The sequence below is a fragment of the Allomuricauda sp. CP2A genome (assembly GCF_001683915.1).
GTDB lineage: Bacteria > Bacteroidota > Bacteroidia > Flavobacteriales > Flavobacteriaceae > Flagellimonas.
Map to the genome: position 1 here is coordinate 15,387 of NZ_LXTT01000061.1, position 16,399 is coordinate 31,785.

The 16,399-nt window shown below is 41.7% G+C and carries 16 protein-coding genes; 11 read left to right on the forward strand and 5 right to left on the reverse strand.

Annotated features, from left to right (window positions below):
* Positions 1–68 precede the first annotated feature (68 nt).
* From A7D14_RS07230 to A7D14_RS07265, 9 genes are all read left to right on the forward strand, one after another.
* Entirely contained in the window at positions 69–1,133 is a 1,065-nt protein-coding gene (locus A7D14_RS07230; protein ID WP_255307406.1) for a glutaminyl-peptide cyclotransferase, read from the forward strand.
* Positions 1,133–1,522 carry an acyl-CoA thioesterase gene (locus A7D14_RS07235; protein WP_067032109.1) on the forward strand — a complete coding sequence of 130 codons (390 nt, stop codon included), beginning with the start codon at positions 1,133–1,135 and terminating at the stop codon, positions 1,520–1,522. Before A7D14_RS07230 ends, A7D14_RS07235 begins: the two co-directional genes overlap by 1 nt.
* On the forward strand, positions 1,522–3,078 hold the full coding sequence (locus A7D14_RS07240) for a hypothetical protein (RefSeq protein WP_313790824.1): 1,557 nt from the start codon (positions 1,522–1,524) through the stop codon (positions 3,076–3,078). Before A7D14_RS07235 ends, A7D14_RS07240 begins: the two co-directional genes overlap by 1 nt.
* A 129-nt stretch (positions 3,079–3,207) precedes the next feature.
* The gene (locus tag A7D14_RS07245; protein WP_067032112.1) at positions 3,208–3,942 is read left to right on the forward strand and encodes a LytR/AlgR family response regulator transcription factor; all 735 of its coding nucleotides are present in this window, start codon (positions 3,208–3,210) and stop codon (positions 3,940–3,942) included.
* Positions 3,943–4,080: 138 nt separating this feature from the next.
* Positions 4,081–4,248: a hypothetical protein gene (locus A7D14_RS20010; RefSeq protein ID WP_176712381.1), complete on the forward strand. Its 168-nt coding sequence runs from the start codon at positions 4,081–4,083 to the stop codon at positions 4,246–4,248.
* A gap of 33 nt (positions 4,249–4,281) precedes the next feature.
* Positions 4,282–4,476 carry a hypothetical protein gene (locus A7D14_RS07250; protein ID WP_067032115.1) on the forward strand — a complete coding sequence of 65 codons (195 nt, stop codon included), beginning with the start codon at positions 4,282–4,284 and terminating at the stop codon, positions 4,474–4,476.
* 99 nt (positions 4,477–4,575) lie between these two features.
* Positions 4,576–6,663, forward strand: coding sequence for an ATP-binding protein (locus tag A7D14_RS07255; protein WP_141673279.1), 2,088 nt, complete (start codon positions 4,576–4,578; stop codon positions 6,661–6,663).
* Between the two features lie 24 nt (positions 6,664–6,687).
* Positions 6,688–7,356: a response regulator transcription factor gene (locus tag A7D14_RS07260; protein ID WP_067032121.1), complete on the forward strand. Its 669-nt coding sequence runs from the start codon at positions 6,688–6,690 to the stop codon at positions 7,354–7,356.
* Positions 7,357–7,530: 174 nt separating this feature from the next.
* Positions 7,531–8,190 (forward strand): hypothetical protein, encoded by a 660-nt coding sequence (locus A7D14_RS07265; RefSeq protein WP_067032124.1) that lies wholly within the window; start codon positions 7,531–7,533, stop codon positions 8,188–8,190.
* A 52-nt stretch (positions 8,191–8,242) separates the two neighbouring features.
* Here A7D14_RS07265 and glyA read toward each other — a convergent pair whose 3' ends face one another.
* The gene (glyA, locus tag A7D14_RS07270) at positions 8,243–9,517 is read right to left on the reverse strand and encodes a serine hydroxymethyltransferase (RefSeq protein ID WP_067032150.1); all 1,275 of its coding nucleotides are present in this window, start codon (positions 9,515–9,517) and stop codon (positions 8,243–8,245) included.
* A gap of 250 nt (positions 9,518–9,767) precedes the next feature.
* Between glyA and A7D14_RS07275 the strand changes: the two genes are divergently transcribed.
* On the forward strand, positions 9,768–10,955 hold the full coding sequence (locus A7D14_RS07275) for a hypothetical protein (protein WP_067032127.1): 1,188 nt from the start codon (positions 9,768–9,770) through the stop codon (positions 10,953–10,955).
* A gap of 102 nt (positions 10,956–11,057) precedes the next feature.
* Here A7D14_RS07275 and A7D14_RS07280 read toward each other — a convergent pair whose 3' ends face one another.
* The 4 genes from A7D14_RS07280 to ytxJ form a co-directional block, all read right to left on the reverse strand.
* Positions 11,058–12,845: a carboxypeptidase-like regulatory domain-containing protein gene (locus tag A7D14_RS07280; protein WP_067032129.1), complete on the reverse strand. Its 1,788-nt coding sequence runs from the start codon at positions 12,843–12,845 to the stop codon at positions 11,058–11,060.
* A gap of 172 nt (positions 12,846–13,017) precedes the next feature.
* Entirely contained in the window at positions 13,018–13,458 is a 441-nt protein-coding gene (locus tag A7D14_RS07285) for a hypothetical protein (protein ID WP_067032132.1), read from the reverse strand.
* Positions 13,455–15,146 carry a hypothetical protein gene (locus A7D14_RS07290; protein ID WP_067032135.1) on the reverse strand — a complete coding sequence of 564 codons (1,692 nt, stop codon included), beginning with the start codon at positions 15,144–15,146 and terminating at the stop codon, positions 13,455–13,457. Before A7D14_RS07290 ends, A7D14_RS07285 begins: the two co-directional genes overlap by 4 nt.
* Positions 15,147–15,398: 252 nt before the next feature.
* Positions 15,399–15,788 carry a bacillithiol system redox-active protein YtxJ gene (ytxJ, locus tag A7D14_RS07295; protein WP_067032138.1) on the reverse strand — a complete coding sequence of 130 codons (390 nt, stop codon included), beginning with the start codon at positions 15,786–15,788 and terminating at the stop codon, positions 15,399–15,401.
* A gap of 143 nt (positions 15,789–15,931) precedes the next feature.
* On the opposite strand from ytxJ, the gene A7D14_RS07300 reads away from it, so the two are divergent.
* Positions 15,932–16,399 (forward strand): Clp protease N-terminal domain-containing protein (locus A7D14_RS07300; protein WP_304364262.1); only part of this gene is annotated, 468 nt, incomplete at its 3' end.

Below are 16,399 nucleotides of genomic sequence, written 5' to 3' on the forward strand. Positions count from 1 at the left end.
ATACGACCTTTTAAATTTGTCACAATCCTAATTCATTCTTAATTTCGAAGATCAAGGATCATTACATCATGAAGCATGAATTAAAAACCATGGTAAAACTGCTTTCTTTTATTGGCTTTTTACTTTTTTTTCTTGGTTGTGGAGGGGATGCCGACCCATCCAAGTATTTTTCCATTCAACTGGAAGACAATAAACTGCAGCAAAACCAAAAGGTGGGCGTTGCCCTTAAAAACAAGAAGGATATTGAAATTTCGGAAGTCCACTATTATATGGATGGCGAGGAACTCCCCCTGGAGGATGGCAAACTTACCATGAACGTAAAAACCTTGGGCAATAAAACATTGGTGGCCAAATTCAATATTGAGGAACAACCCATTGAGGTTGAAGAAAAGATTCGATTGTTGGCGGCTTCCACCCCAGAAATCTACACCTATGACGTCATAAACACCTACCCGCACGATCCCATGGCATATACCCAGGGGTTGGAATTCAACAACGGGGTCCTTTATGAGAGTACAGGAAAACGGGGAGCTTCCACGGTACGTAAAATCAATTTTGAAACCGGGGAAATCCTTAAGAAAATTGATCTGGAAAATACATTTTTTGGTGAGGGCATCACCATACTCAACAATAAGCTCTACCAACTTACATGGCAAAGCAGAATGGGTTTTGTCTACAACCCTGAAAATCTGGAGCAAATCAAAACCTTCACCTATGGTGAAAGTCGGGAAGGTTGGGGACTTTGTAATGATGGAGAAAAACTTTACAAAAGCGATGGAACGGAAAAAATCTGGTTTTTGGACCCCGAAACCCTAGAGGAACAGGGGTATATAGAAACCGTTACCAACAAATCCATTTTCAACAAGGCCAACGAACTGGAATATGTAAATGGTAAAATTTATGCCAATGTCTACCAAAAAGAGAGCATGATGATCATTGATGCCACTTCGGGGGCCATTGAGGGCGTGGTGAATTTTGGAGGACTCAAAAACAAGGTGAACAGAGGGCCGGAATGGGATGACACCAACTCCGTGCTGAACGGGGTGGCCTACCACAAGGAAAAAGAAACCTTTTTTGTGACCGGAAAAAACTGGGACAAGCTGTTTGAGGTGAAAATCCGTAAAAAAGATTGATGCAGACCTACACGGAGACCTTTGATGTGGTTGTGGAAGACTTGGACGACCTGAACCACGTGAACAACGTCCGCTACGTGGAGTGGATTCAGGAAGTCTCAAAAAACCACTGGCAGAAACTCACTACGCAAGAGATGCGCGATGAAATGGTATGGGTAGTGAAAAACCACAATATTTCCTATCACAAGTCCGCTGTACTGGGAGACACTATTCAAATGAACACCTATATTAAGAGCAACAAAGGCCCCATATCCACCCGGGTTGTGGAGATCAAGGACAATAAAACAGGGCAACTTTTGGTTAATGCCCATACGGAGTGGTGTCTTTTGGATGCGAAAACCTTTCGGCCCAAACGTGTCCCGGAATCCGTTCAAAACCTATTTAAGTAGTGCATCGCTGGTACATCAAATGGACTTTTACCATCCTAGGAACCTTTCTGGTCATTATGGCAGCCTCCTGCCGTGAGGATTTTGAATATGTCCCCAGTACGGGCAATCTGGAATTCTCCAAGGATACCGTGTTTCTGGATACGGTTTTTACCACTATTGGCAGCAGTACGTATGCCTTAAAAGTATATAATCGCTCCAATGAAGATATCCTTATTCCCTATGTGGGGTTGGAAACAGGCCAAAACAGTAGTTATCGGTTGAATGTTGACGGTCTCCCTGGCAAAGAATTCGATGATGTGCCCCTTTTGGCCAAGGACAGCCTCTATGTTTTTATTGAAACTACTTTTGATGTCTCCCAGACTTCGGAAAATGAATTTCTGTATGCCGAAAGTCTCTTGTTTGGGAGTGGCCCTTCCACCCAAAAAGTGGAGTTGGTCACTTTGGTGCGGGATGCTGTTTTTCTGTATCCCAAAACCTTGTCCGATGGCACCAAGGAATCCCTTCTGTTGGGCATGGACGAAAATGGAGAGGAAATCAAGGTTGAGGGATTTTATCTGGAACCGGACGAATTAACCTTTACCAATGAAAAGCCCTACGTGGTTTATGGCTATGCCGCCATACCCGAAGGCAACACACTCAGCATGCAACCGGGTACACGAGTCCATTTTCATAAAAATTCCGGTATTTTGGTGGATGCAGGTGCCTCCCTTTCCATAAATGGGGAACTGAGCGAAGATCAAGAACTCTTGGAAAACGAGGTCATTTTTGAAGAAGATCGTTTGGAACCAAGTTATGCCGACCAGCCCGGGCAATGGGGCACCATTTGGATTCGGGAAGGAAGCAACAACAACCAGATAAACCACCTGACCCTTAAAAATGCCACAGTCGGCTTGCGCATTGAGGGGGACGGAATGTTGGATTCCCCTACCCTGACCATTGGCAATAGCCAGGTTTACAACAGCCAAAACCACAATGTATGGAGCACTGGGGGCCACATTATTGCAGAAAATACGGTTTTGGGAAGTGCGGGAGGCTCATCCTTCCATGGGGAACTGGGCGGAAAATATAGTTTTATCCATTGCACCTTGGCCAATTATTGGAACAAGGGCTTTAGAAATGGTGCGGCACTTTCGCTCAAGAATTTTACACTGCTCCCTTCGGGAGATAGGACAACCGCGCCTCTTGAAAGTGCAGATTTTGCGAACAGCATCATTTTTGGAAGTGCACCCACCGAACTTATACTACAGCAAGATTCCAGCTCAGATTTTAATTTTAGCTTCAATAGTTGCCTCATAAAGTTCGATTTAAGTGACGATACGGTCAACGAAAATTCACTGTATAATTTTGATAATAGCAGTTTTTACCGTAAAATAGTGTTCAACGAAGACCCTGAATTTGTAAACCAAACCAAAAACCAACTGAACATTAATGAAAACTCCGCTGCTATTGACCTTGCCGACCCCGATGTTTCACTTGCCGTTCCCATCGACATTTTAGGAACCGATAGACTCCAAAATCCGGACATAGGTGCCTACCAATTCATTACAAATAATTAGTTCTTAACGAATTTTTAAGGAGAATTGTAGGAAAAACAACCATTTCAGGAGAAAACCCCTAATTTTTTTAAGGGAAAACTGCAACGAGTTTTTTTTATGCGTTAGTAACTTGCAATCAGTAAATTGCATATGGATTACACCTACGCCATAATCGATTCCAGTGCAGCCTCAAAACTGCAATTGCAACTCTACTTGCAAGAGTATGATGATTTTGTATGTGCCGGTGTGGCCACCAACTCATCGGAGGGACTGAACACCATCCTGAAGTTTACCCCTGATATGGTCTTGATCAACCTTGGCGAAGATGGCATGGATTATTTTCAGATGGTTACGGAGTTAAACCAGTACATGCCCTCGCTTCCTATTATTATAGGATACTCCAAAACCAAAAAATATGCATACAACGCCATAAAAAGCGGCTTTTTCGACTATTGGATACTTCCACACAACGAGTTTGACGTCCGCAAGACCATTATGCGGCTTCGCAAACTGCACCCAAAACATCACATGCCCTCTACCATTTGTTTAAAATCGTACAATGATTATCGGTATTTGGACACCAAGGATATCCTGTATCTAAAATCCGATAACAACACTACGGATTTTTATATGCGCGATGGTAACGTGGTCAGTGCATTCAAAACCCTGAAGTCTTTTGAGGACAAACTTCCCAAAGGCTTTATCAGGATACACCAGAGTTATATATTGAACAGCAGGTACGTGTCCCGTATCAATTATGGTAAGTCCATCTGCACCCTAAACCATGATCGGGAAGAAGAACTTCCTTTCTCCAAAACGTACAAGGATAAAATAGATGCCTTAAAGGAAATGCTCTCCAAAACAGCGGTTAAGGCCACTAATTAGTAAAATTCTAACGCTTTTCTGCAGAATTCTAGCAGAAATGTGTCATCCACTAAAACATTTGTTGCAAAGCACAGTGCCCTAGGGCGGCTAAATATCTTAGCTGCATAAACCTATTTATTAAACCATAAACCTAATATTATGAGAAGAGCACTAAGTATTTTTGCCCTTGCACTACTAGCAGTTGGAATGTATTCTTGCGAACCTGAAACCGATGTACAGGAAACCGAAGCCCTTATGAAGACTATGGATCAAGAAGCTGGCGATGGGAAGCATTCTGATGGCGATGAAGGACGCGGCAACGGATAATATTTCGTTTTCGTTCTAGTTAACCTTACCAAAATGAAAAAAAATGTTCTTTTTGTCTTTGTACTTTCATTAATTGGGATGATATCCTGTAAAGACAAGGAAGGTATCAATGTTGAAACACTGACCTACAAGGAAAGTGAAATGCACAAAAAGCTGTACTTAATGAACAAGATACGCAGCAAGACGCATAAATTAAAGTCCTTTGCAGATGAAGACAGAGAACTCTAATTCAGAATAATAAAAGTACAATCAGCCCCATTTCAACCAAGATTTGGGGCTTTTTTGTTACCTTGTATTAGGAGTAACTCCATAATAACCTACTATATATTGAAAAAGCGATTTCTTATAGTCTTGTTCATCATTCTTTTGGGCTGTGCCAAACAGCCCCAAAAGGAAGCAGTTACCGTTGACCCTAACGTAGAATTGATAGATGCTTGGATCAATACTGCGCTGGACAGTGTGGGACTCCCCATGCAGGAACGAAAAAACTTATTGCAACAGGCAAAAGACAGGGCGTTTGCCCTGGCCAATGATAGTATTGGTATCCAAAAGCTTTCCAAGATTTCACTAGTCTACAAGGAATTATCAGATTCACTGGAATTTAGGCAGACCAATCAACAGGTAATGAAATTAGCTGAAGAAGCAAATATTCATGATGCTTTGGGAAATTCTCATTGGGATATGGCCTATCTATTTAGTTCCCACGGTGTTTTGGACAGTGCATTTTACCACTATCAAAAAGCATTAAGAAGTTTTGAGCAACTGCCCACGAATTCAACTTCCAATTCTCTTAAAGGAAGGATGTTGTACAACATGGGGAGAATACAGGAATCTTATAAAGATTACCTAGGAGCAGAAAGTAGCATCACAGCAGCACTAAAAATATTTGATGATTTAGAAGACACAAAGCGAACCTATAACTGTTATAACGTTTTAGGTATCATTGCCAGTGGTATGGACAATAGCGAGCAGGCTTTGGAATATTTTGCAAAGGCTAGTTCCTATTTAGATGAATTTGATGGAACAGAGAAAGCAAGATATGTGCAACAAAACCAAAACAACATTGCCCATGAACTCTTAAAAAAAGAGGACTATGAAGAAGCCAAGAAAGCTTTCAGCGAGTTGCTCAAGACTGAAGGTGAAGATTTAGAACTACACTCGCTAGCCCTCACCAGCCAAGCCTATTCCATCTTTAAATCAGAAAAAAATTATGATACAGTGGCCCAGTTGTTGGATGAGGCCATTAAATTGAACGATAGCATTGGTTACTCCGCGGATCAACCCAGGGCAAAGCAATACTACGCTGAGCTTTTGGCGGAACAGGGAGATACCGCACAAGCTCTTGAGTATGCCAAAGAATCCCGGGTCCTGGCCCAAGAAACCTATAACAACGAACGCTTGTCCGAGGTGCTGCGGTTGCTCACCAAGTTGGACAGCGAGAACGCCCTGGCCTACTCCAATGCGTACTATGACCTTAACGAGACCATACAGGAAGAAGAGCGCACCAAACGGGACAAGTTTGCGCGTATCCGTCTGGAGACCGATCAGGTCATTCATGAAAATCAGGTGCTATCCCGTGAAAAACAAATCTGGATCGGCACCATACTGGGGCTTATCCTATTTGGTATGGCCGTGATCATCATCTTGGCCCAGTACATCAACAACAACAAGCTCAAATACAAACAAAAGCAACAAGAGAGCAACCATGAAATCTATAACCTTATGCTTTCCCAACAGGGCAAGTTTGAGGAGGGGCGGCAGTTGGAGCAAAAACGCATATCGGAAGAGCTGCACGATGGGGTATTGGGCGAAATGTTGGGCATTAGGCTCATTTTGAGCGGCTTAAATGAACGGGATGATGATGCCTCTGTGGAGCAACGCGCCGGTCTGATTGAGCGTTTACAGGAGGTGGAAGAGGAAATACGAACCATTTCCCACGAGTTGAACCATGCCTCTTATGAAAAATTTCATAACTTTATTGTATCGCTGGAAGACCTGATCAAGGGTATTGAAAAGTCTTCCGGGATTGCATGTTCTTTTACGTATGACAACAAAGTGAGCTGGGACAACCTCTTGGGCGACATTAAAATAAATGCCTATAGAATTGTTCAGGAATCTCTTAAAAATTGTGTCAAACATGCCCAATGTGAGCATGTTGATATTGCTTTTGGCATGAGTGGTGGAAAGCTGAAGCTGACCATTTCGGACGACGGAATCGGTTTTGATACCAACAAAGGAAAACGGGGCATTGGCCTACGGAACATTATTTCAAGGGTCAAGAAAATAAAGGGCACTTTTTCCATTGACAGTGTTAAGGGCAAGGGCACAACCATAACCGTAACCATTCCCAGTAAATATATTGGGCTGGAGAGTACGTTGAACGATATTGCGCAGAAGCAAGTTTTAAATGCCTAAATCTTATTAATATAAAACCAGAATATGAGTACGCTTCGGATATTGGCCATAGATGATCATGAAATGACAATGCTTGGATACAAATTTATCCTTGAACGCATTGCCTTTGATGGGTACACCATTATTGTAGATACCGCCAATTCGTATGAATCCGGTAAAAAACTTATTGAAGATTCCGCCAACTCCTTTAAATATGACATCTTGTTTTTGGATGTTCAACTTTTTGCGCCCAATGAGGACCAGCCTTTCACCGGAGAAGATCTGGGGATTCTGGCACGGAAAATAGTGCCTGAAAGCAAAATTGTCTACATGTCCAGCTTTAGTGACAATTATCGCATCAACAGCATCCTTAAAACTGTAGACCCCGATGGCTATTTGGTGAAAACGGATATTGACTCAAAAACCTTGGAAGATGCCGTTAAGACCATTGTGTTGAATCCCCCTTATTATTCTTCAAAAGCGCTCGGTGCCATCCGTAAAAAAATGTCCAACGACATTGATTTGGATGAAAAAGACCGACAGATTTTGTACCACCTCTCCAAAGGCACCAAAAACAAGGACCTGGAAAAATTCATTCGGCTTTCCCCCTCCTCCATTGAAAACCGAAAACGTCATTTAAAAACACTTTTTGGCACCGAAAACGAAAACGATTTGGCGCTTATCCTTGCCGCAAAAAATAGAGGCTTTATTTAAAATTTCTTCCATTCCGCTCCCCCACAAGGCGTTACCGTAATTCATATCACTTCTTTTTGAGGTAAAATCCCTACAAACAATGGGAAAACCACAAAATTTTTAAGGATTTCCTCCAATCCAAAAAAAAAGAATCATCCTAACTTTAAGGATACGAAACCACAATGCTGAAAAAATATGTCATCCCGAAAAAAAAATAACTCTAATTCCCACTTTAGCGGCACAAAGATTTTTGAGGCCGTCAATGGAGTGGATGAGTTTCTCAAAACCTTGGAAAGAGAATTTTTTGGAGAAGCTAAGCTGCAATGTCATTTTAACAGTGCCAATAATAAAGCCGACTTAATCCTTGATCTGAATTTCAATTTTGGGCTTACGGAGATCCTCCGCCACTTTAATGAGGGCAATTGGGGCAATTTTGCCTATCCCAAGGAAAGTCAGTTGCACATGTCGTCTTGCTTTACCAAAGCATTGCAAAAATTGAACGCTGAGAACAGTCATACATTGGATATCATTGAGGCTTCCTTTCATTATTCCGACACATCCATCGTTATTTCCAGGACAAGTGAGTACAGTATCCCTAAACAAATAGGGGCCATCCTCTCCAAAATAAGCGAACACTTTGTATATTTTACCAAAGGCCTAACAGAGATGCCCTATGAGGTTTTTGTCCCAGTGTATGAGGGAAAGACGCAAAATGTTTTTGAGCCGAAGAAAAGCCAGACCAGCTATTTTGATTTTTGGGGGTTGTATTTTGAGGACAATGTACACCATCGGGTAATGATATACTCCCTAAACAACAAGGAACTCTGCCACGAGGACCTTTTTCTCTTGGAATAAAGAGGTTTTTTTAAGGGGCAATTTCAAAATCTTACAACCAACAACCCAACCATTACGAGTTGAACAAAGGCCTGGATTTCATTAAATCTTTGACCTTTTGTTTTATTTCAGAAATATGTGCCTCATTTTCAGAATCCGTAAGCACTTCATCAATAAATTCAACAATGGTTTCCATATCTGCTTCCTTCAGTCCCCTAGTGGTAATGGCAGAGGTGCCAAAACGAATACCTGAAGTAATGAAGGGTGATTGATCATCAAAAGGCACCATGTTCTTATTGGCCGTAATGGCTGCTTTTTCAAGTGCTTTTTCCGCATCTTTTCCGGTTATTCCCTTATTTCTAAGGTCGATGAGCATCATGTGGTTGTCCGTGCCACCGGAAATCACTTTGTAATCCCGGGCCATGAATGCTTTGGCCATGGCCTCAGCATTTTTCTTCACTTGAATGATGTAGTGCAAATACTCATCCGAAAGGGCCTCACCAAAAGCAATGGCCTTGGCAGCGATGATATGCTCCAAAGGCCCTCCTTGATTCCCTGGAAAAACAGCCAAATCCAACAAAGCTGACATTTTTCTCAGTTTGCCGTTCTTTAGTTTGATCCCGAAAGGGTTGTCAAAGTTCTCTCCCATCAAAATAAGACCTCCCCTTGGGCCACGAAGCGTTTTATGGGTAGTGGTGGTAACAATATGGCAATGCGGGATGGGATCATTTAAAATGCCCTTGGCAATCAATCCGGCGGGATGCGAAATATCTGCGACCAAGATGGCCCCTACACTATCGGCAATCTCCCGGAACCGCTTAAAATCCATATCACGGGAATAGGCGGAAGCTCCCGCAATGATCAACTTGGGCTTTTCCTTATCGGCAATCTCTTGGATCTTGTCATAGTTCAAGGTTCCGGTCTCTTCATCCACCCCATAAAAAACAGGGCGGTACAATTTTCCGGAAAAATTCACAGGGGAACCGTGGGTCAAATGTCCTCCGTGGGACAAATCGAACCCCAAAATGGTATCACCGGGGTTTAAACAAGCATGATATACCGAAGCATTCGCTTGCGAACCTGAATGCGGTTGCACATTGGCATAAACGGCTCCAAACAATTCCTTGGCCCGGTCAATGGCAAGCTGTTCCACTTCGTCCACCACTTCACAACCACCATAATAACGCTTTCCGGGATAGCCCTCCGCATATTTATTGGTCAACACGGAACCAGCGGCCTCCATGACCTGCGGGCTGGTAAAATTTTCCGAAGCTATCAGTTCAATACCTTCAATCTGTCTATCCTTTTCTTGCGCTATCAGTTCAAAAATCTTGTGGTCTCTTTGCATCTTGCCTTTAATTAAAAGAAAGGCCAAAATTACGAATTGCATATTGAATTCTATGCATAAAAAAGCAGCCCGGAACGGATTTTATCAAATGGCAATTAACAATTCAGGATACTGCTCCAATAGCCTAAAAACCAGTTTATTTTGTGTATTTCATCGATAATATACTACCGTTCAACCTTTTTCGTTAGTATACTATTGGTTTTTGGCACAGCAATTGAAAAACCATCCATAACCAATAAATCAAAAAACCATGAAAAAAATTCTACTTATCACCACAGTATTTGCCCTACTTTTTGCCTGTGGCGGCGTCAAAAAAACCCAAGAGGCCCTCAACAGCGGAAACTATCTTACCGCCATGAACAAGGCCATCAAAAATTTGGCTGAGAACAAAACCAAAAAGGGAAACCAAGAATACATTACCCTTTTGGAAGAGGCTTTTGCCAAAAATGCGGAAAGAGAGCAACAAGAAATCGCTTTTTTGCAAAATGATGGCAACCCGGCCAATTTGGAGACCATTTATAACAAGTATTTGCAACTGAAGAACATCCAACAACGCATTAGACCATTGCTGCCCCTTACTATTTATGATGAAGGAAGGGACGCAAGGTTCAGCTTTGTCAACTACGACAATAAAATTTTGAACACCAAAGATGACTTGTCCGAGCATTTGTATGAGAATGCCTCAAATCTTTTGGCCGCTGCCAAATACAAAGCCGATTATAGGGCCGCTTATGATGATTTGAAGTATTTGCAGGAAATCAATCCCGGATACAAGGAAACTGTCGCCAAAATGGACGAGGCCTATAACAAAGGATTGGAGTTTGTACGGGTGGAAATCGCCAATCAAACCGAACAGATCATCCCAGAACGGTTGGAAGAAGAGTTGCTGGATTTCAACGCCTTCGGAATTGATAATTTTTGGTTGCAATACCACACCAACCCTTTGGCCAATGTAAAATATGATTATGCCATGAACTTGGATTTTATGGAAATCAATGTTTCCCCAGAGCGTGTCAACGAGACCCAGATCATTAAGGAAAGACAGATCAAAGACGGTTGGGAATACTTGTTGGACAGAGAAGGAAATGTGGTAAAGGACAGTTTGGGCAACAAGATAAAAGTGGACAAAATGCGCACGGTTACGTGTAAATTCTTTCAGTTTACACAGAGCAAAAGTGCCCAAATTGGTGCCAAGGTCAGGTTCACCGATTTAAGAAGTGGACAGGAAATCAACGCCTATCCCCTATCCAGTCAATTTGTGTTTGAACATATTTTTGCCAACTTTCAAGGTGATAAAAGAGCATTGGAAGACGACCTTTTGATTTATTTGAACGCCAGAGAAGTTCCTTTCCCATCCAACGAGCAAATGGTCTACGATGCCGGGGAAGACCTTAAAGCGAGGCTGAAAGGTATAGTCTCACAATATCAGTTTAATTAAAATGAAAATCCCCGGCAGTTGCCGGGGGTTTTTTATGAAGATTATTGTCTGTCTTCTAAGGTCAAAAATATCAAATAGAACCATCTAGAAATCGTAATTTCCTCATCTTTTGCTTGCACTTTCCAGTGTAGGGTTATTTTTAACAGAGAATATTTTTTGGTTTACATTTTGTTCAGATAATCTAAAAAAGTACAGTTTTTTGTTTTCAAAAGGTGTACCGTAGTTGGTCCAAACCGTTGCCTTCATATATGTAGGGTCAAAGGACTTATTTCCTAAATAATCGAGGTTCACTTGCCAGTTTCCTATAAGGTTTTCATCCATAAAAAACTGCTCCGAGGAGTATCCCTTTATTTTTTCATCTTTTATCCTATCCTGGTTCTCTTCCAAAGTATGGTTCCAAATGAAGTATTGTTTCTGTGGATTTACAAACTGAATTTTAAATTCTGCCTCAGTATTGGACCATTCAAATAATAGTCGTGTTCCATATATGGTACTTTCATCAGAGAGAATATGGGCCTCCTCCAATTCGGTAGACCTTTTCTTGAGCAATTGATTCAATTCCGTCAGCACAATGGAATCTATACCCATGGATGGAGCAGTCATTTTACTTAATTTTCTTGATTCAACATACCGGGCATAAAACTTCAACGAATTGTTGTAATCACCCATTTCGTAATAGGCATTGGCCAAGTCCCTATAGGACTGCCCGTAAGCCGGTCTTAACCTAAAAACCTTAAGATATACTTCCAAAGCTAAATTTTTCATGCCGGCTTTTTCCAGCATATAGGCCAATGTTTTGAGAATTAACGCATTGTTCCCAAAACTTGAACGGATATGGTCATTAATCTCCCACGTTACCTCTTTATCCTGCCAAACATCCAAGAAATAGGAAAATGCATCTAAGTAAAAATAAGGTGAGCCTTTGTAGACTTTCCGATAGTTCTCAAAAATACTCTTGGCCTCTTCAAAATTGTTGGATGCCAACAATTCTTCCAAATATTTTGGAAGGGCATTCCTTTGGTACTCCTTGGCGTTGGATTCCTCAAAAAAATTGTTCCTCAATTTAGCCAAGTCGTAGGGCTTATCTGTTCCTGGTTCCCTGACATAAACCCCTTGGTTTGTGTTGATGATAACCACCCCACCAGAGGCTATGCCTCCGTATCGGGTAGTGCCAGAAACTCCTGATATTAAAGCGATTCGTTTAATGTTTTCAATAGGAATTGGTGGAGTGTCCTCGAATATCACCCCATCAACATCATATATGACCGGTTTTGCGTTCCCAAAAGATGCCGTCCTGTTCAAGAAAATGGCAGGACCCGAAGTCCCCGTTCTTGGATTGGTCCAATTCTGTGTCCGAACTCCGGGAAATTCCGTTTGTATTACATTTACAATACTGCCCGTAACCAGGTTTATTTCAGATCCATCAATCACCCTCATTGAAAATCCCGAGCGCTCCCCATCCAAAATACCGAAGGTCGATTTTACCAAACGCTTGTTGGATGCATACTCCAACTCCAGTTCCTCTCGGGTTTTCTTTCTTCTTTTTTCTACCACTACCTCATCCAACTCCTGAATAATGGGCATCAATTCAATATTTAAAACCGAGGTGACATCCTCAACAATGATTTCAACGGGTTTCATTCCCACATGACTGAAAATCAGAACATCACGTGGATAGGCCAAAATGGAGTAGTTTCCTAATGCATTGGTCTGTGTTCCCCTATCGGCATCCTTTATAATAATATTGACCCTGGGCAAGGGATCCACTCCATCGGTTACCCTGCCTTTGATCAATTGCCCCTTGTCTTGGGAATATATAGTGGTTTGGAATACCCCAAGAATAAAAAGAACCCAAACCGTTGTGATATAACGTCCATATTTACTTTGCATAAGTAGTACTTGTTACAACTCATTTTTGTTTGAAAATCCTAAAAAGGTTTCATGAACAAAACTAGAGTCGTTAGATTAAAACCGTAAAAATTTGGGGTATGCTGCTGGGAATAGTTACAAATTAACACTTAATTTTATTACAATAAGCACAGATGGCCAAAAAGGGACTCATTTATTCCTTAGGCCTGTTTTTTTCTATCCATTGTTCCAAATCTCCTATTTTTTCCTTTACAAATGTTTTCCAATTTGTAGTAGAATTAAGCCCTTCTTTTTTTAAAGCTTCAATATACCACTCTTTATGTTTGAACATTGGCATACTTATGAAGTCTGAAAAATCTGCACCGATGAACCAAATATTATCAATTAATGCCAATGTTTGGTTCTTTGTTAAAATTATATTGTCAAATAACTTTTTGTTCTCTCCCCAGCTAAATACTTCTATGAGATCTAATTCAAAAAGTTGTTTTATTACTGCTAGTCCATGACTCCTTGCTCTCTTCGTAGTGAAATCACGGTATCCTAGATTTTGAAGAATTGAATAAATGAATTCAACACCATCGTTAGGCGCAAAAAGATTTAAGTTTTCTTTAGCAAAAATATTTTCTTTTATCATTGTAAAACGAATTTAACGTCCCTCACATTTGACCAAATTCCCGCAGCCCTAAAATCTAAAGATATTGTAGCAGGAATATTACTACTGGATGCAGTTATTGGTCTATAAGTTATAAAGTTTCCTCCTCCCATATCAGCCAAAATTACTCCATCTGTTTTATTTGTTTTTGATATTGCATGTTTTGTTAGTGTCTTAAAAAGTTCCGATGCTTTCGCCACTGGTGTGTTCGTCGCTACTTCCCTTATTGTATTATTGTATCCCATTTTACCCAGAAGTCCAACTTTCTTGACCATTTCATTGAGCCTTGTGCCCCGATACACCCAAGAAACAGGGATTTTTTGGAGTAGTTTTATGGCTACGGGAGCACCAACTTCAAATAGTGCGATTTCCAAAATTGGGGTTACTCCTGCGACAAAGCCACCCGCTATGGAATCGAACATTCTGTTATTATAATCTTCCATAATTGCTTTGGCGGTATCATAAAAAGCCTGTAGATCATTCTTCGTAAACGAATCAAAATCAGAAATAAGGCTTTCAAGGTACTGCGCCATTAACAGTCCATCCTCCCCATGAAATTTTCGTAATCCATCTGCTATTACTATTATGGATTCAACACAATCATGCCCAACCCCACAAGGGTTATCGGGCAACATACTGAAATCCACGACCCAACTGGCAAACTCTTTGGCTGTAGAACCGGTATGCTGTCTGAGATAGGCAGCAATATCCTCAGTTAATCCCCTATTATTGAGAAGAAAGTTTATTTCATTGGTGGAAAGAACCAATTTAGTCCTAAGCCCATCCACAAGCAACTTTGTCCGGCTGGCCATATTGGCGGCCACCCCTCCCGGAGCACTAGGGCATTTGTCACAGCCCCTGTCTGTGGCCTTGTTGTTCGCTTTGGTGGATACTTCATAAATAATCTGGCACTCCCCGGGGTGCTCACATCTACTGCCGCTGCCATAGGTAAAGGTCCTGCCATCGGGCACCACATGGTACACGGTTACCGAAATGGAATAAGAGGAGGTAGTTGGACTGGGAAGACCTCCACTGCTTTGTGCACCGCCCATACTACCACCCGCACCACTGCTACTGGAACCGTTTGTCACATTTGTCCTGATGCACGGAATGGGATCACCATATTGGTCATGTTCCGCACAGGTATCCTTGGAAAGGGAACCATCCCTGAAAATTTGGTCAAAGGGGTACATGCTAATGGTCCCTACAAAGGCTATAGGGTCAAAACCACTCTGCTCAAACGCTTCATAATATTCCGGGTCGCAGACATAGTGGAAAACCGTTGGTTCCTGTGGCTGTCCGTCCTCAGATTCGCCCACTACCAGATTGTAGAACTCGTTCTCGGCACTGTCCGGTAAGGTAAAATGGAAAGAATAATTGGAATGCCCAAGGGAATCATTGACCCTGATCACCTCCTCATTGATAACGGCGCCATCATCTTTTCCTGTGGCTGTGGCCTTGAAAATATCCTTGCCCGCCCTAGAACTCAGGAAATCAGTAATCTTTGGAATGCCCTCCATGTCAACGGAGTTCAGGGTATAGGGACCCTCATCGGCACTGGCATCTTGGTCAGTATCCAAGGGCAAGGGCTCCTCCTTTTCACAGGAAAAAAGAAATAAGAAAATTAAAAAAGAGGTTGCAGCAAGCCTTTGAAAAAATTGCTTTTTCATAATAAGTAGGTTTTAAAATGTTCGATTGGGGATGCTGCACCCGCAAACTAAAAAATTCCATTTTAACACCATTGCAGAAAAACCTTAAAAATTCTGGGGCTTTTCTTTAAGGAAAAATCTCTCGAAATGCTATTGGTGAATATTAGTTCAACTAAAAAAATATGTCAGTTCAAGGGTAGTCGAGTACAAAATACATCTAGACTGCGCCTGTCTGCCGACAAAGGCAGGCTCGATGTGACAATATTCACTTCTTTATAGATGATTTTTTAGATTAATGTCGGAAATAGCCCCGTGCGAAGTGTGAAAGGTCACCTTTCCATCCTTTATGACCAGTAATTGGGGTGACTCGTGCCGTACACCAAATTGGGATGCCACCGCATTCGAAATATCCCTGTGCGACTGAATGGTCAAAAAATAGAAATCACACTCCGTATCCTGTTCATAGGAACCATTGAACATTCTTAAGGTCATCCCACTGATTCCACAAGTCATGGAGTGCTTGTAAATGATTTGGGGCCGATGTTTTGATTTCTCCACAATCCCTTCCAACTGATCCAAAGACTCCAAATGTACCCAAGGCACTTGTTTCTTTTCCTCTACTGATTTTTCCTTCTTTCCAAAAACACTGTCAAATATTCCCATAACGCAAATTTAAGGGATATGTCGGGAACCACAGAAAAGCTTACAGACTGACGAAATGTCCTTTATTTCTAGGGTTTTACAGACATTTTGGCGGTATGTTTGTATTGGTAGGATTGTTGACATAATAGAGAAAAACAACGCCTATGAACTTTAATAATTTTACGATAAAATCACAGGAGGCCATTCAAAGGGCACAACAATTGGCCCAGGAGTTTGGCCATCAACAAATAGAAAACGAACACCTGTTCAAGGCCATTGCAGAGGTGGATGAAAACGTGCTGCCTTTCATCTTGAAAAAATTGAACGTCAACGTCGCACTGCTCAACCAAATCTTGGACAAGGAGCTCCAGAGCTTTTCAAAAGTCTCCGGAGGTGAGATCATGCTTTCCAGAGAGGCTGGCAAAACTGTGAACGAGGCTAGCATCGTTGCAAAAAACATGGGCGATGAATTCGTATCCGTGGAACATTTGCTGCTTGCCATTTTTAAATCAAAAAGTAAAATAGCGCAGATTCTGAAGGATCAAGGCGTTACGGAAAAAGACCTGAACGCTGCCATCCAGGAATTGCGCAAAGGGGGCAAGGTGACCTCGCAAAGTGCCGAGGAAACCTAT

Bases quoted from the DNA above. Each gene is read 5' to 3' on its own strand.
- A7D14_RS07230 (WP_255307406.1), top strand. From the start codon at position 69: ATGAAGCATGAATTAAAAACCATGGTAAAACTGCTTTCTTTTATTGGC.
- A7D14_RS07235 (WP_067032109.1), top strand. From the start codon at position 1,133: ATGCAGACCTACACGGAGACCTTTGATGTGGTTGTGGAAGACTTGGAC.
- A7D14_RS07245 (WP_067032112.1), top strand. From the start codon at position 3,208: ATGGATTACACCTACGCCATAATCGATTCCAGTGCAGCCTCAAAACTG.
- A7D14_RS20010 (WP_176712381.1), top strand. From the start codon at position 4,081: ATGAGAAGAGCACTAAGTATTTTTGCCCTTGCACTACTAGCAGTTGGA.
- A7D14_RS07250 (WP_067032115.1), top strand. From the start codon at position 4,282: ATGAAAAAAAATGTTCTTTTTGTCTTTGTACTTTCATTAATTGGGATG.
- A7D14_RS07260 (WP_067032121.1), top strand. From the start codon at position 6,688: ATGAGTACGCTTCGGATATTGGCCATAGATGATCATGAAATGACAATG.
- A7D14_RS07265 (WP_067032124.1), top strand. From the start codon at position 7,531: ATGTCATCCCGAAAAAAAAATAACTCTAATTCCCACTTTAGCGGCACA.
- glyA (WP_067032150.1), bottom strand. From the start codon at position 9,517: ATGCAAAGAGACCACAAGATTTTTGAACTGATAGCGCAAGAAAAGGAT.
- A7D14_RS07275 (WP_067032127.1), top strand. From the start codon at position 9,768: ATGAAAAAAATTCTACTTATCACCACAGTATTTGCCCTACTTTTTGCC.
- A7D14_RS07280 (WP_067032129.1), bottom strand. From the start codon at position 12,845: ATGCAAAGTAAATATGGACGTTATATCACAACGGTTTGGGTTCTTTTT.
- A7D14_RS07285 (WP_067032132.1), bottom strand. From the start codon at position 13,458: ATGATAAAAGAAAATATTTTTGCTAAAGAAAACTTAAATCTTTTTGCG.
- A7D14_RS07290 (WP_067032135.1), bottom strand. From the start codon at position 15,146: ATGAAAAAGCAATTTTTTCAAAGGCTTGCTGCAACCTCTTTTTTAATT.
- ytxJ (WP_067032138.1), bottom strand. From the start codon at position 15,788: ATGGGAATATTTGACAGTGTTTTTGGAAAGAAGGAAAAATCAGTAGAG.